This is a genomic window from Anoxybacillus sp. FSL W8-1294, from assembly GCF_037965005.1.
Taxonomy (GTDB): Bacteria; Bacillota; Bacilli; order Bacillales; family Anoxybacillaceae; genus Anoxybacillus; species Anoxybacillus flavithermus_G.
This window is the reverse complement of sequence record NZ_CP150179.1, coordinates 116,281-132,320: the sequence shown is the minus strand read 5'-3', so window position 1 is coordinate 132,320 and position 16,040 is coordinate 116,281. Positions and strand designations below refer to the sequence as shown.

Sequence of the window (16,040 nt, the reverse complement as noted above, 5' to 3'; positions counted from 1 at the left end):
GATTATCCCTCCTTCTTTTCTGAAACAACGATCGTGATATGGCTTGTGCGTTTGTTAATTGCGCTAGCACGACCTTGTGCACGAGGACGGAAACGTTTCAATGTTGGTCCTTCGTTCACATAAGCCTCTGTAACAACAAGTTTGTTCACGTCCATATCATAGTTATGTTCTGCGTTTGCCACTGCAGATTTTAATACTTTCTCGATAATTGGAGAAGCAGCTTTTGGCATATGACGAAGAATGGCAACTGCTTCACCTACTTGCTTTCCTCGAATTAAGTCAATGACTAAGCGAGCTTTACGAGGAGCAATTCGAACCGTTCTAGCAACAGCTTTAGCCTGCATAATGAAAGCCTCCTCTCATATTAACGTCTTGTTTTCTTATCATCAGCAGCATGGCCTTTGTATGTGCGCGTTGGCGCAAATTCACCGAGCTTATGACCAACCATGTCCTCTGTGATGTAAACCGGAACGTGTTTACGACCATCGTAAACAGCGATCGTATGACCGATGAATTGCGGGAAAATAGTTGAACGACGAGACCATGTTTTGATTACTTGTTTTTGTCCAGTTTCGTTCAATTTCTCAATTTTTTTCATTAAATGATCATCACAAAAAGGACCTTTTTTCAAGCTGCGACCCATAAGTGAACCTCCTTTCGTGATTGCTCTACGGTTCTTTTGAACCGTAGCTCAACCCCGTTATTTTTTACGACGACGTACGATAAATTTATCAGATTTATTTTTCTTCTTACGCGTTTTGAATCCAAGTGTTGGTTTGCCCCATGGAGTCATTGGAGACTTACGTCCGATTGGTGCTTTACCTTCACCACCACCGTGTGGGTGATCGACTGGGTTCATAACAGAACCGCGAACTGTTGGACGAATGCCTAACCAACGAGCGCGTCCAGCTTTACCGATGTTCACAAGCTCATGTTGTTCGTTACCAACTTGACCGACTGTTGCGCGGCAAGTTGCTAAAATCATGCGAACTTCACCTGAAGATAAACGAACAAGTACGTACTTACCTTCTTTACCAAGCACTTGTGCAGATGTACCTGCAGCGCGCACTAATTGTCCGCCTTTACCAGGTTTCAACTCAATGTTGTGAATTACTGTACCAACTGGAATGTTTGCTAAAGGTAATGCGTTACCTACTTTAATGTCCGCATCTGGACCTGACATGATTTCCATGCCAACTTCTAAATTTTTTGGTGCGATGATGTAACGTTTTTCACCATCGGCATAATGAATTAATGCGATATTCGCAGAACGGTTTGGATCGTATTCGATTGTAGCAACGCGTCCTGGAATGCCATCTTTATCGCGTTTAAAGTCAATAATACGATATTGACGTTTATGACCGCCACCTTGGTGACGAACAGTTAATTTACCTTGGTTGTTACGACCGCCTTTTTTCTTTAAAGGGGCAAGCAACGATTTTTCCGGCTTATCTGTTGTAAGCTCAGAGAAGTCTAAAACCGTCATACCACGACGACCGTTAGACGTTGGCTTATATTTTTTAATCGCCATGTCCATTTCCCTCCTTCACTTTTAAACTTATACTTCAAATAGTTCGATCTCTTTGCTGTCTGGCGTTAATGTAACAATCGCTTTGCGACGGCGGTTTGTTAATCCGCTGTAGCGACCAACACGTTTGAACTTTCCTTTGTAGTTCATAATGTTGACCTTCGCTACTTTCACGCCGAAAATCGCTTCGATCGCATCTTTTACTTCTGTTTTGTTCGCTTTCACATCAACTTCGAACGTATATTTTTTTTCAGTCATTAACTCTGTTGAACGTTCAGTAATGACGGGGCGCTTAATAATATCGCGAGGATCTTTCATTATGCAAGCACCTCCTCTACTTTTTCCACAGCAGCTTTCGTAATGACAAGCTTGTCGTGGTTGAGTACATCAAGAACGTTAATTCCGCTTGCTGTCACAACTGTAACTCCTGGAATGTTGCGAGCTGAAAGAATGACGTTCTCGTTTGCGTCTGCTGTTACAATTAACGCTTTGCGATCAACAGAAAGGTTGTTTAAAATCTTAACCATTTCTTTTGTTTTTGGTGCTTCAAGCGTTAAATTGTCTAATACAACAATGCTGTTTTCAAGCACTTTTGAAGATAATGCCGATTTAATCGCTAAGCGACGAACTTTTTTCGGAAGTTTGTAGCTGTAGCTGCGTGGAACCGGACCGAATACAACACCACCGCCGCGCCATTGTGGAGAACGAATCGATCCTTGGCGAGCGCGTCCAGTACCTTTTTGGCGCCATGGCTTACGACCACCGCCACTTACTTCTGCACGATTTTTTGTTTTATGAGTTCCTTGACGTAAGGAAGCACGTTGCATAATTACCGCTTCAAATAACACATGTTTGTTCGGTTCAATACCAAATACGGCATCGTTTAATTCGATTTCACCGATGTTTTCTCCGTTTTGGTTGTACAATGCTACTTTTGGCATTGGGTATTTCCTCCTTTCTTAAAGAAATTATTTCGCTTTAACCGCGCTTTTAATGATAACAAGTCCTTTGTTCGGACCTGGCACGTTTCCTTTAATTAAGATTAAGTTGCGTTCTGGATCTACTTTAACAACTTTTAAGTTTTGTACTGTCACACGCTCGCCACCCATGCGGCCTGGAAGCTCTTTTGATTTAAATACACGGTTTGGAGCGATCGGACCCATTGAACCAGGACGGCGATGGTAACGAGAACCGTGAGCCATTGGTCCACGAGATTGTCCGTGGCGTTTAATTACACCTTGGAAACCTTTACCCTTTGACGTACCTGTTACGTCAACGATTTCACCTTCGTTGAAAATGTCCACTTTTACTTCTTGACCTACTTCATACTCTGCAAGATTCACACCACGAATTTCACGAATGAAGCGCTTAGGTGTGGTGTTTGCCTTCGCAGCATGACCTTTTTGAGGCTTGTTCGCCAACTTCTCACGTAAATCTTCAAAACCTAATTGAATCGCTTCATAACCGTCGTTTTCAATCGTTTTCTTTTGAAGAACTACGTTTGGAGTCGCTTGAATAACTGTTACAGGAATAAGATCTCCGTTTTCAGCGAACACTTGAGTCATGCCGATTTTTCTTCCTAAGATTCCTTTCATCTTTCACACCTCCTATATCGCAATTACAACTTGATTTCAATATCGACACCAGACGGTAAGTCTAAACGCATTAAAGAATCTACTGTTTGTGGAGTCGGATTGACGATATCAATTAAGCGTTTATGTGTGCGCATTTCGAACTGCTCACGAGAGTCTTTGTATTTATGAACCGCACGTAAGATCGTGTACACCGTTTTTTCAGTTGGTAACGGAATCGGTCCAGATACAGTCGCGCCTGAACGCTTTGCAGTTTCCACAATTTTCTCAGCAGATTGATCAAGAATTCGATGATCATACGCTTTTAAACGAATACGAATTTTTTCTTTTGCCATTATTTTCCCTCCTTCTTCGCCTATTTTAAAAATAGACATTCTCCATGGAAATTTCCTTCACACTCGCCATGGCAAAGCGGCCGGGTGTGTCAGCAACCTTCCACTTCATCGCTGTCAAAGACCAACGTTTATTATTATATATAATTTTCATGCCTAATGCAAGTTTTTTATTTCTTTTCTAAACAAACTGCCTTTCCTATTATACATATTTCATTAAGCAATTTCAATGGAACAAAAATAAGTGGTCTAGCAGCAAGCTAGACCACTTTATCGATTACTCGATGATTTCAGATACAGAACCTGCACCTACTGTACGTCCACCTTCGCGGATCGAGAATTTTGTACCTTCTTCGATCGCGATTGGCGCGATTAATTCTACTGTCATTTCGATGTTGTCACCAGGCATTACCATCTCAACACCTTCTGGAAGTTGGATGATACCTGTTACGTCCGTTGTACGGAAGTAGAATTGCGGACGGTAGTTAGAGAAGAATGGAGTATGACGTCCACCTTCTTCTTTTGTTAATACGTAAACTTGTGCTTTAAATTTTGTGTGTGGAGTGATTGTTCCTGGTTTTGCTAATACTTGACCGCGTTGTACTTCGTCACGAGAAACACCGCGAAGAAGCGCACCGATGTTGTCACCAGCTTCAGCTTGGTCAAGAAGCTTACGGAACATTTCAACACCTGTAACAGTTGTTGCTTTTGGCTCTTCAGAAAGACCGATGATCTCTACTTGGTCACCAACTTTTAAGATACCGCGCTCAACGCGACCAGTAGCAACTGTACCACGACCAGTGATTGAGAATACGTCCTCAACTGGCATCATGAACGGTTTATCGATTTCGCGTTGTGGAGTTGGGATGTACTCATCAACAGCGTTCATAAGCTCAATGATTTTTTCTTCCCAAGCTGGATCTCCCTCAAGTGCTTTTAACGCAGAACCTTTAATTACAGGAACTTCGTCTCCAGGGAAGTCGTATTCAGATAATAGATCGCGAACTTCCATTTCAACAAGCTCTAAAAGCTCTTCGTCGTCTACCATGTCGCATTTGTTTAAGAATACAACGATGTAAGGTACGCCTACTTGGCGAGAAAGAAGAATGTGCTCACGAGTTTGTGGCATTGGACCGTCAGCAGCAGATACAACTAGAATCGCGCCGTCCATTTGCGCAGCACCTGTGATCATGTTTTTCACGTAGTCAGCGTGACCTGGGCAGTCAACGTGTGCGTAGTGACGGTTGTCAGTTTCATACTCAACGTGTGCAGTTGAGATTGTAATTCCGCGCTCACGCTCTTCTGGAGCAGCGTCGATTTGATCATACGCGCGTGCTTCTGCTTTACCTTGTTTCGCAAGAACTGTTGTGATTGCAGCTGTTAAAGTTGTTTTACCATGGTCAACGTGGCCGATTGTACCAATGTTGACGTGTGGCTTCGTACGTTCGAATTTTGCTTTAGCCATTATAATATCCTCCTTAATGTTTTTTGTTAAGTATAGAATGCTTGGAAGCGAAAGTGCACAGGCACGTCCACTTCCAAGTCTTACATAAGTATTTATACTTGAACAATGCTAGAAAATCAATTATTCACCTTTATTTTTTTTGATGATTTCCTCAGCAATGCTCTTCGGAACTTCTTCATAATGGTCAAATACCATTGTGAATGTTCCGCGACCTTGTGTATTTGAACGCAATGAAGTTGCGTATCCAAACATTTCAGAAAGTGGAACCATCGCGCGAACAACTTGTGCGTTACCGCGAGCTTCCATACCTTCGACGCGACCGCGACGAGAAGTGATGTCACCCATAATGTCACCTAAATATTCTTCAGGGACGATGACTTCTACTTTCATGATTGGCTCAAGCAATACAGGGTCACATTTTGCCGCTGCGTTTTTCAATGCCATAGAAGCAGCGATTTTGAACGCCATTTCGCTTGAGTCAACATCGTGGTAAGAACCGTCAAACAATTTCGCTTTAATGTCAACAACTGGGTATCCAGCAAGAACACCGTTTTGCATTGCATCTTCAAGACCTGCTTGAATTGCAGGGATGTATTCTTTTGGAACAACCCCACCGACAATCGCGTTTTCGAATTCGAAGCCTTTTCCTTCTTCGTTTGGTGAGAACTCGATCCAAACGTGACCGTATTGACCGCGACCACCAGACTGGCGCACAAATTTCCCTTCAACTTGTGCCGACTTACGGAATGTTTCGCGGTACGCAACTTGTGGAGCACCAACGTTTGCTTCTACCTTAAACTCACGACGCATACGGTCAACGATGATGTCAAGGTGAAGCTCACCCATACCCGCGATGATTGTTTGACCTGTTTCTTGGTCTGTCCATGCACGGAATGTTGGGTCCTCTTCTTGAAGTTTTTGTAATGCTGTGCTCATCTTATCTTGGTCAGCTTTTGACTTCGGTTCGATCGCGATTTGAATAACTGGCTCTGGGAATTGCATAGACTCCAAGATGACTGGGTCTTTTTCATCACACAACGTATCACCAGTTGTTGTATCTTTTAAACCTACAGCTGCCGCAATGTCACCTGCGTAAACTTGTGCAATTTCTTCGCGGTGGTTTGCGTGCATTTGTAGAATACGACCGATACGTTCACGCTTACGTTTTGTTGAGTTCAACACGTAAGAACCAGAGTTTAATGTACCTGAGTATACGCGGAAGAACGTCAACTTACCAACGTAAGGGTCTGTCATAATTTTGAACGCTAACGCTGCAAACGGAGCATCGTCACGCGCTTCACGAACTGTTTCTTCTTCTGTATCAGGAACAGTTCCTTTAATCGCAGGAATGTCGACTGGCGATGGTAAGTAGTCAACAACTCCGTCAAGCATTAATTGAACACCTTTGTTTTTGAATGCAGAACCACAAAATACTGGGAAGAATTGCACAGAAACTGTGGCTTTACGAATCGCAGCTTTTAACTCTTCTTTCGTAATTTCTTCCCCTTCTAAATATTTCATCATTAATTCTTCATCAAGCTCTGCAACTGCTTCAATTAATTTTCCGCGATATTCTTCAGCCATATCACGATAGTCTTCAGGAATCTCGATGCGCTCGATGTTTTTTCCTAACTCATCGTGATAGTGGTATGCGCACATTTCAACAAGGTCAATGATGCCTGTGAATTGATCTTCTGCACCAATTGGTAATTGGACAGGGTGCGCATTCGCTTGTAAACGGTCATGAAGCGTTTTTACAGAGTATAAGAAGTCTGCGCCAATCTTGTCCATTTTGTTTACGAAAACGATACGTGGAACACCGTATGTAGTCGCTTGGCGCCATACTGTTTCTGTTTGCGGTTCTACACCTGATTGTGCGTCTAATACCGCCACTGCACCGTCTAATACGCGCAATGAACGTTCAACTTCTACTGTGAAGTCGACGTGTCCAGGTGTATCGATGATGTTAATACGATGGCCTTTCCATTGAGCTGTTGTTGCTGCGGATGTGATGGTAATTCCGCGCTCTTGTTCTTGCTCCATCCAGTCCATCGTTGCTGCGCCCTCATGAACTTCACCGATTTTATGAACGCGTCCTGTGTAGAAAAGGATACGTTCTGTTGTTGTTGTTTTACCGGCGTCAATATGGGCCATGATTCCAATATTGCGAGTGTTTTCCAAGGAGAACTGTCTTGCCATATGGATTTTTTCTCCTTCCTTAAATGAAGTGTCGTAATTTATTTTGCATATAGGAATATAGGCGAATGAGCGATGGGCATGCTTTTTTAGTTTCAACCGCATCGCTCTCACCTATTCTTAATTTAACGAAAAAATTACCAACGATAGTGCGCAAACGCTTTGTTTGCTTCTGCCATTTTATGTGTATCTTCGCGCTTCTTCACAGCTGCACCTGTGTTGTTAGCAGCATCCATGATTTCGTTCGCTAAGCGCTCTTCCATCGTTTTTTCTCCACGAAGACGAGCGTAGTTCACGAGCCAACGAAGACCTAATGTTGTACGGCGCTCTGGACGCACCTCAACAGGAACTTGATAGTTTGCACCACCAACACGGCGTGCGCGAACTTCAAGAACTGGCATAACGTTTTTCAACGCTTGCTCAAACACTTCCATTGGATCTTTACCTGTGCGCTCACGAATGATATCGAACGCTGTGTAAAGAATTTTTTGTGCTTTACCTTTTTTACCGTCAATCATAATTTTATTGATTAAACGTGTAACTAGCTTTGAATTGTAAATTGGATCTGGTAACACATCTCGTTTAGGAACCGGACCTTTACGTGGCATATTTTTTCCTCCTTTCAGTAAAAATCAACAAAAGATGTCGAATATTATTTCTTAGCTGCTTTTGGTTTTTTCGCACCGTATTTAGAACGACCTTGCATACGGTTCGCTACACCTGCTGTATCTAAAGCACCGCGGACGATATGGTAACGTACCCCTGGTAAGTCTTTTACACGTCCACCGCGAATTAATACAACGCTGTGTTCTTGTAAGTTGTGACCGATACCTGGGATGTATGCAGTTACCTCGATACCGTTAGATAAACGTACACGGGCATATTTACGAAGCGCAGAGTTTGGCTTCTTTGGTGTCATTGTACCTACACGTGTACATACTCCACGTTTTTGCGGAGAGTAAACAGTTGTTTGAACTTTTTTGAAGCTGTTATACCCTTTATTTAACGCAGGTGATTTAGATTTCACTACCTTTTTTGTACGACCTTTACGTACAAGCTGGTTAATTGTAGGCATGGTAAATTTCCTCCCTTCACAATCAAATTCAAGCCCACACATCCAGGTGGCTCATTTTTATGCAAAAACAAAGTTTTTGTAGTAACCCACAAAAACAGTTTTTAACGAATGATCGCAACAGCAGCCGCTCCTACGTCGATTTTACATGCTTTCCCGAGCTTTTTCATCGAGTCCACTTTACAAACAGGTACATTTGCCTCTCTCGCTGCTTCTAGCACTTTATCGATAATTGCTACATCCGCATCTTCAGCAATCACGATCTCATGTACCTTCCCATCTTTCAGAGCTCGTACTGTTTGTTTCGTTCCTACAATAATCTGTTTCGCCTGTGCGACTTTTTCATAAGACATGTAACATATCCTCCAAAGTGACAGGTTTTCGGAACACCTTTATTATGCTATCACTTTCTGCGTGCTGTGTCAACTATTTTTTGACCTATTGCTAGCAAACGATGCTAGCAATAGGTTCATCATTATTTCGTTGTAACAGCGTCTTCGTCTTTTGCTGTTTTAATTATCGGCTTTACTTTGCGGTAACGAGCCATACCTGTTCCCGCCGGAACAAGTTTACCGATAATGACGTTTTCTTTTAATCCAAGTAATTCGTCACGTTTTCCTTTAATTGCTGCATCCGTTAAGACACGTGTCGTCTCTTGGAATGAAGCTGCAGACAAGAACGAATCTGTTTCAAGCGATGCTTTCGTAATTCCGAGTAGCACCGGACGAGCTGTCGCCGGACGTTTACCCTCCATCAATACTTTTGTATTCGCATCCGTAAATTGATGGATGTCAAGTAGTGTACCTGGCAACAAGTCTGTATCGCCTGCATCGATGACGCGAACTTTACGAAGCATCTGGCGAACCATGACTTCAATATGTTTATCGCTAATTTCTACCCCTTGCATGCGGTATACTTTTTGTACTTCACGCAACAAGTATTCTTGTACAGCATTCATGTCTTTGACTCTCAACAACTCTTTCGGGTCAATTGAGCCTTCTGTTAGTTCTTGACCACGCTCAACTTTCTGTCCTTCTTGCACTTTCAAGCGAGCGCTGTAAGGAGCTGTATACGTACGTGTCTCGACTTCGCCTTGAATAACAATTTCACGTTGACGGTCACGCGTTTCGTTAATCGCCACAACAACACCATCAATTTCTGAAATGACGGCTTGACCTTTTGGATTACGCGCTTCAAACAACTCTTGTACACGCGGTAAACCTTGCGTAATATCGTCTCCTGCTACCCCACCAGTATGGAACGTACGCATTGTAAGCTGTGTACCCGGCTCACCGATCGATTGAGCTGCGATAATACCGACCGCTTCACCAACCTCAACTTCTGCACCTGTTGCCAAGTTGCGTCCGTAACATTTTTTACATACACCGTGTCGCGTATTACATGTAAATGCAGAACGAATCCACACTTCTTCAATTCCGGCTTTTACAATGGCGTTTGCGATGTCTTCTGTGATCATTTCGTTTTCACGCACAAGCACTTCGCCTGTTTCTGGATGTTTTACCGTTTTTCGTGCATAACGTCCAATGAGACGATCTTCAAGCTTCACGATCACTTCCGTACCATCTTTTAATGCACGAATTAACGTACCACGATCTGTGCCGCAGTCGTCTTCGCGAATAATGACGTCTTGTGCAACGTCAACGAGACGACGTGTTAAATAACCAGAGTCCGCTGTTTTTAACGCTGTGTCCGCAAGACCTTTACGCGCACCGTGTGTTGAAATGAAGTACTCAAGTACCGTTAAACCTTCGCGGAATGAAGATTTAATCGGAAGCTCGATAATACGTCCAGCTGGGTTTGCCATTAATCCACGCATACCAGCAAGTTGCGTAAAGTTCGATGCGTTACCACGGGCTCCAGAGTCACTCATCATGAAAATTGGATTTCGTTTATCAAGCGATTCCATTAAGCGACCTTGAATTTTATCTTTCGCCGCACTCCAAATCGAAATAACACGCTCATAACGTTCTTCATCAGTAATTAAACCGCGTCTAAATTGTTTTAATACCGTGTCAACTTTTGCTTGTGCTTCTTCTAAAATTTCTTGTTTTTCAGGCAAGACAACAATGTCCGCGACACCAATTGTAATACCGGCTTTTGTTGAGTACTTAAAGCCAAGATCTTTCATGCGGTCAAGCATTTTAGATGTTTCTGTAATTTTGAAACGTTTAAACACTTCCGCGATGATGTTACCAAGAATTTTTTTCTTAAATGGTGGAACGAGTTCGAGCTTACGGATTTCTTCTTTCACGTTCACACCTTTGTCTAAGAAATACTTATCCGGCGTTCGTTCTTCAATGTTCTCTTGCGTCGGCTCATTAATATATGGGAATGACTTCGGCAAAATCTCATTGAAGATTAACTTTCCAACTGTCGTGATCAGCAACTTATTATTTTGCTCTTCTGTAAACGTTTCGTTTTTCAACGAACCGGCATGAACGGCGATGCGTGTATGCAAATGAACATAGCCATTATGGTAAGCTAACAGCGCTTCGTCCGTATCTTTAAAGACCATTCCTTCTCCAATTGCACCTTCTCGTTCCATCGTTAAGTAGTAGTTTCCTAAAACCATGTCTTGTGAAGGCGTAACGACTGGCTTTCCGTCTTTCGGGTTCAAAATGTTTTGTGCCGCAAGCATAAGTAGACGTGCTTCCGCCTGTGCTTCTGCTGAAAGTGGTACGTGCACAGCCATTTGGTCACCGTCGAAGTCGGCGTTGTATGCCGTACATACAAGTGGATGTAATCGAATCGCACGCCCTTCTACAAGCGTCGGTTCGAAAGCTTGAATACCGAGACGGTGAAGGGTCGGTGCGCGGTTTAATAACACCGGATGCTCTTTAATGACAGATTCTAAAACATCCCAAACTTCTGGGTGGACGCGCTCAATTTTTCGCTTCGCACTTTTAATGTTATGTGCTAAGCCACGCTCTACTAATTCTTTCATAACGAACGGTTTAAACAACTCAAGCGCCATTTCTTTCGGTAATCCGCATTGATACATTTTCAAGTTCGGACCGACAACGATAACGGAACGACCAGAGTAGTCAACGCGCTTACCGAGCAAGTTTTGACGAAAACGACCTTGCTTTCCTTTTAACATATGGGAAAGCGACTTCAACGGACGGTTTCCTGGGCCTGTAACCGGACGGCCACGGCGACCGTTATCAATTAACGCATCAACCGCCTCTTGAAGCATCCGTTTCTCGTTTTGAACGATAATGTTCGGCGCCCCAAGATCTAATAGACGTTTTAAACGGTTGTTTCGATTAATGACACGACGATATAAATCGTTCAAGTCCGATGTCGCAAAACGACCACCGTCTAACTGTACCATCGGGCGCAACTCAGGCGGAATAACCGGTAGTACATCTAAAATCATCCAGGAAGGATCGTTACCAGAGTTACGGAACGCTTCAAGCACTTCAAGACGCTTAATCGTGCGAGCACGACGTTGTCCTTGTGCTGTCTTCAATTCCTCTTTTAACGTTTCTACCTCTTTTTCAAGATCGATGTCTTGTAACAATTTTTTAATCGCTTCCGCACCCATTGAAGCTTGAAACGAATTTCCGTACTTCTCGCGATACGCGCGATATTCTTTTTCAGAAAGCAATTGCTTCTTTTCTAACGGCGTATCGCCTGGATCCGTCACAACGTAAGATGCAAAGTAAATGACTTCCTCTAGCGCGCGAGGGGACATGTCTAAGACAAGTCCCATGCGGCTAGGAATTCCTTTAAAGTACCAAATATGTGAAACAGGGGCTGCTAGTTCAATATGACCCATGCGCTCACGGCGAACTTTTGCACGTGTGACTTCGACACCGCATCGGTCACAAACGACACCTTTATAACGAACGCGCTTATATTTTCCACAATGACATTCCCAGTCTTTCGTCGGACCAAAAATGCGTTCGCAAAACAGTCCATCTTTTTCTGGTTTTAATGTTCGATAGTTAATCGTTTCTGGTTTTTTAACTTCACCATACGACCAAGAACGAATTTTCTCGGGTGAAGCGAGTCCGATCTTCATATATTCAAACTTATTCACATCTAACAAGGGGCCTACCTCCCTTTTAGTATCCAGGTTTTACCCTTATGTCAACACGCTATTCTTTTACAACAACGCCGTCATCTTCTTTGGCTGGCTCATCTGTAGGTGGGATGATGTCAACTGGTTGAACGTCATCATCTTCCCCAAAGTTTTCCATACTAATTTCTTTTTCATCACTTGATAAAACTGTGACGTCCATACCCAAGCTTTGTAGCTCTTTAATTAACACTTTGAACGATTCAGGAACGCCTGGTTCTGGAACGTTTTCACCTTTCACAATCGCCTCGTATGTTTTCACGCGACCAACGACATCATCTGATTTGACAGTTAAAATTTCCTGCAACGTATAAGCTGCACCGTATGCTTCAAGCGCCCATACTTCCATCTCACCGAAACGCTGACCACCAAACTGCGCCTTTCCACCAAGTGGTTGTTGCGTAACAAGTGAGTACGGACCTGTCGAACGAGCATGCAATTTATCGTCAACCATGTGCGCAAGCTTAATCATGTACATAATACCGACAGAAACACGGTTGTCAAACGCTTCTCCAGTCCGTCCGTCGTATAGAACGGTTTTCGCATCGCGTGCCATTCCTGCTTCTTCTAACGTCGCCCATACATCTTCTTCACGAGCGCCGTCAAATACAGGCGAAGCGACATGAAGACCTAACTTTCTCGCTGCCATACCGAGATGCAACTCAAGCACTTGCCCGATGTTCATACGCGAAGGTACGCCTAATGGGTTTAACATGATGTCAACTGGTGTGCCATCTGGTAAAAACGGCATATCTTCTTCAGGTAAAATACGAGAAATAACCCCTTTATTCCCATGGCGTCCTGCCATTTTGTCACCTTCGGAAATTTTCCGTTTTTGTACAATGTATACACGGACAAGTTGGTTTACACCTGGCGGCAACTCATCGCCGTCTTCGCGAGTAAACACTTTGACATCAAGAACGATTCCGCCCCCACCATGTGGTACGCGTAAAGATGTATCTCGAACTTCACGTGCTTTCTCGCCAAAGATAGCATGTAATAGGCGCTCTTCTGCAGTTAACTCCGTAACACCTTTTGGAGTAACTTTACCAACAAGCAAGTCTCCATCTTTTACTTCTGCACCGATGCGGACAATACCGCGTTCATCTAAGTTACGAAGCGCATCTTCACCAACGTTTGGAATATCGCGCGTAATTTCTTCCGGACCGAGCTTTGTATCGCGCGCTTCAGATTCGTATTCCTCGATATGAATCGATGTATACACATCGTCTTTCACGAGACGCTCGCTCATAATAATCGCGTCCTCGTAGTTGTATCCATCCCATGTCATGAACGCAACAAGCACGTTGCGACCAAGTGCTAACTCGCCTTTTTCCATCGATGGACCGTCAGCTAAAATTTCACCTTTCTCTACAATGTCACCAGCTTTAACAATCGGGCGTTGATTGTAGCACGTTCCTTGGTTTGAACGAACAAACTTCAACAGACGATATTTATCTAAGTCACCTTTGACTTCTTTTCCATCGACTTCGATTAAACGGCGTACCCAAATTTCTTTCGCTTCGACTCGCTCAACAATTCCGCGATGCTTACAAATGACTGCAGCACCAGAGTCTTTCGCTGCCACATACTCCATTCCTGTACCAACGATTGGAGCTTCCGGTTGCATAAGTGGAACAGCTTGACGTTGCATGTTCGCACCCATAAGTGCACGGTTGGAGTCATCGTTTTCTAAAAATGGGATACACGCTGTAGCTACGGATACGACTTGCTTTGGTGAAACGTCTACATAATCGACACGATCACGTTTAACGACAATGTTTTCACCGCGGAAACGAGCAACAACGTTCTCTTCTAAAAACGTCCCATCTTCCGCAATCAGAACGTTTGCTTGAGCCACAACGTAATTGTCTTCTTCATCCGCTGTTAAATAATCAATTTGATCCGTTACTTTTCCTGTCTCAGGATCAACACGACGATAAGGTGTTTCAATAAAGCCAAATTTATTCACTTTTGCGTATGTCGAAAGCGAGTTAATTAATCCGATGTTCGGACCTTCTGGCGTTTCGATCGGACACATGCGACCATAGTGTGAATAGTGAACGTCACGCACTTCAAAACCAGCACGTTCACGCGTTAAACCGCCCGGACCAAGCGCAGAAAGACGACGTTTATGTGTCAATTCGGCCAGTGGGTTCGTTTGATCCATGAATTGCGACAACTGCGAGCTTCCGAAAAATTCTTTAATAGCCGCAATGACCGGACGAATATTAATGAGTTGCTGTGGTGTAATTGTGTTTGTATCTTGAATGGACATCCGTTCACGAACGACGCGCTCCATGCGCGAAAGACCGATTCGGAACTGATTTTGCAGCAACTCCCCGACAGAACGAAGTCGACGGTTTCCTAAATGGTCGATATCGTCTGTGTCACCGACTCCATGCAATAAATTAAAGAAGTAGCTAATAGATGCAATAATATCTGCAGGTGTAATATGCTTTACTGTTTCCGGAATATATCCGTTGCTAATGACCGTGATGACTTTTTCGCCATCTGGATCGTTTGGAGCATAAATTTTGATCGCTTGCAAAGCAAACTCATCTTCGACAACGCCCCCAAGCGGTTGGTATTTACGTATACCGATCCCTTTTTCGAGCTCAGGTAAAATGCGGTCGAGCGTTCTCCGATCAAGAACCGTTCCTTTTTCAGCAATCACTTCACCCGTTTCTGGATGAACGAGCGTTTCTGCTAAACGTTGACCGAATAAACGGTTTTTAATATGGAGCTTTTTGTTAATTTTATAACGACCAACGCTTGCTAAATCGTATCGTTTTGGATCAAAGAAACGAGAGATCAACAAGCTTTTTGCGTTTTCAACGGTAGGCGGCTCCCCTGGACGTAACCGTTCATAAATTTCAAGCAACGCTTTTTCTGTACTTTCTGTGTTATCTTTTTCTAACGTATTACGAATATACTCGTTATCACCAAGTAAATCGACAATCTCTTGGTCTGAACCAAAACCTAACGCTCGCAATAACACGGTCACGGGCAATTTACGCGTACGATCAATGCGAACGTAAACGACATCTTTTGCGTCTGTTTCATATTCAAGCCATGCACCGCGGTTCGGAATAACGGTAGCTGTAAAGCCACGTTTTCCGTTTTTATCTACTTTTCCGCTATAATATACGCTCGGTGAACGAACAAGCTGAGAAACGATAACGCGTTCAGCACCATTAATAATGAACGTGCCTGTTTCTGTCATTAACGGGAAATCTCCCATAAATACATCTTGTTCCTTTACTTCACCTGTTTCTTTATTGATTAGGCGTACTTTCACCCGAAGCGGTGCTGCGTATGTAACGTCGCGTTCTTTTGACTCTTCGACAGAGTACTTTGGTTCTCCTAAGCTGTAATCAATAAATTCTAGTGACAAATTCCCTGTAAAATCTTCGATCGGTGAAATATCTTGAAACATTTCACGCAATCCTTCGTCGAGAAACCACTGGTAAGAAGAAGTTTGAATTTCGATTAAGTTTGGTAGTTCTAACACTTCACTAATGCGCGCATAACTTCTTCGTTGGCGGTGTCGTCCGTATTGAACTAGTTGACCTGTCAACTGATTCACCCCTCAAATCAAACATTAATAACTTGTCATCAGACAAAAAAGAAATGGTTTCTTATAAGAAAACCACATGTTTGACCTATTATATATTTTATAAGTTTTTCCTTTAAAACTAAAATTATACATACATACACAGCATACGTAAACTAAAAAAAATACACATT

14 protein-coding genes are annotated in these 16,040 nt (G+C 43.2%); all 14 read right to left on the bottom strand.

Features of this window, described 5'->3' with window-relative positions; translation table 11 throughout:
• Positions 1-2 precede the first annotated feature (2 nt).
• The 14 genes from rplV to rpoB all read right to left on the bottom strand — a co-directional run bounded on the left by rplV (position 3) and on the right by rpoB (position 15,870).
• Complete coding sequence (rplV, locus tag NSQ23_RS00685) at positions 3-344, bottom strand: 50S ribosomal protein L22 (protein WP_064214000.1); 342 nt, start codon at positions 342-344, stop codon at positions 3-5.
• 20 nt (positions 345-364) lie between these two features.
• Positions 365-643 (bottom strand): 30S ribosomal protein S19, encoded by a 279-nt coding sequence (rpsS, locus tag NSQ23_RS00680; protein WP_003397663.1) that lies wholly within the window; start codon positions 641-643, stop codon positions 365-367.
• Between the two features lie 57 nt (positions 644-700).
• Positions 701-1,531, bottom strand: a complete 831-nt coding sequence (gene rplB / locus NSQ23_RS00675; protein WP_003397662.1) for a 50S ribosomal protein L2 — start codon at positions 1,529-1,531, stop codon at positions 701-703.
• A 27-nt stretch (positions 1,532-1,558) separates the two neighbouring features.
• Positions 1,559-1,846: a 50S ribosomal protein L23 gene (rplW, locus tag NSQ23_RS00670; protein ID WP_003397660.1), complete on the bottom strand. Its 288-nt coding sequence runs from the start codon at positions 1,844-1,846 to the stop codon at positions 1,559-1,561.
• Positions 1,846-2,469 (bottom strand): 50S ribosomal protein L4, encoded by a 624-nt coding sequence (gene rplD / locus NSQ23_RS00665; RefSeq protein ID WP_006322654.1) that lies wholly within the window; start codon positions 2,467-2,469, stop codon positions 1,846-1,848. Before rplD ends, rplW begins: the two co-directional genes overlap by 1 nt.
• A gap of 27 nt (positions 2,470-2,496) precedes the next feature.
• The gene (rplC, locus tag NSQ23_RS00660) at positions 2,497-3,123 is read right to left on the bottom strand and encodes a 50S ribosomal protein L3 (RefSeq protein WP_004888665.1); all 627 of its coding nucleotides are present in this window, start codon (positions 3,121-3,123) and stop codon (positions 2,497-2,499) included.
• 23 nt (positions 3,124-3,146) lie between these two features.
• The gene (gene rpsJ / locus NSQ23_RS00655) at positions 3,147-3,455 is read right to left on the bottom strand and encodes a 30S ribosomal protein S10 (RefSeq protein WP_021095335.1); all 309 of its coding nucleotides are present in this window, start codon (positions 3,453-3,455) and stop codon (positions 3,147-3,149) included.
• Between the two features lie 274 nt (positions 3,456-3,729).
• Complete coding sequence (gene tuf / locus NSQ23_RS00650; protein WP_021095336.1) at positions 3,730-4,917, bottom strand: elongation factor Tu; 1,188 nt, start codon at positions 4,915-4,917, stop codon at positions 3,730-3,732.
• Between the two features lie 120 nt (positions 4,918-5,037).
• Entirely contained in the window at positions 5,038-7,116 is a 2,079-nt protein-coding gene (gene fusA / locus NSQ23_RS00645; protein WP_035066575.1) for an elongation factor G, read from the bottom strand.
• Between the two features lie 134 nt (positions 7,117-7,250).
• Positions 7,251-7,721, bottom strand: coding sequence for a 30S ribosomal protein S7 (gene rpsG / locus NSQ23_RS00640; RefSeq protein WP_004888658.1), 471 nt, complete (start codon positions 7,719-7,721; stop codon positions 7,251-7,253).
• Between the two features lie 44 nt (positions 7,722-7,765).
• On the bottom strand, positions 7,766-8,188 hold the full coding sequence (rpsL, locus tag NSQ23_RS00635) for a 30S ribosomal protein S12 (RefSeq protein ID WP_003397652.1): 423 nt from the start codon (positions 8,186-8,188) through the stop codon (positions 7,766-7,768).
• A 101-nt stretch (positions 8,189-8,289) separates the two neighbouring features.
• On the bottom strand, positions 8,290-8,538 hold the full coding sequence (locus NSQ23_RS00630; protein ID WP_004888656.1) for a 50S ribosomal protein L7ae-like protein: 249 nt from the start codon (positions 8,536-8,538) through the stop codon (positions 8,290-8,292).
• 122 nt (positions 8,539-8,660) lie between these two features.
• Complete coding sequence (gene rpoC / locus NSQ23_RS00625; RefSeq protein WP_004888655.1) at positions 8,661-12,260, bottom strand: DNA-directed RNA polymerase subunit beta'; 3,600 nt, start codon at positions 12,258-12,260, stop codon at positions 8,661-8,663.
• Positions 12,261-12,309: 49 nt separating this feature from the next.
• On the bottom strand, positions 12,310-15,870 hold the full coding sequence (rpoB, locus tag NSQ23_RS00620; RefSeq protein WP_339172253.1) for a DNA-directed RNA polymerase subunit beta: 3,561 nt from the start codon (positions 15,868-15,870) through the stop codon (positions 12,310-12,312).
• Positions 15,871-16,040 lie beyond the last annotated feature (170 nt).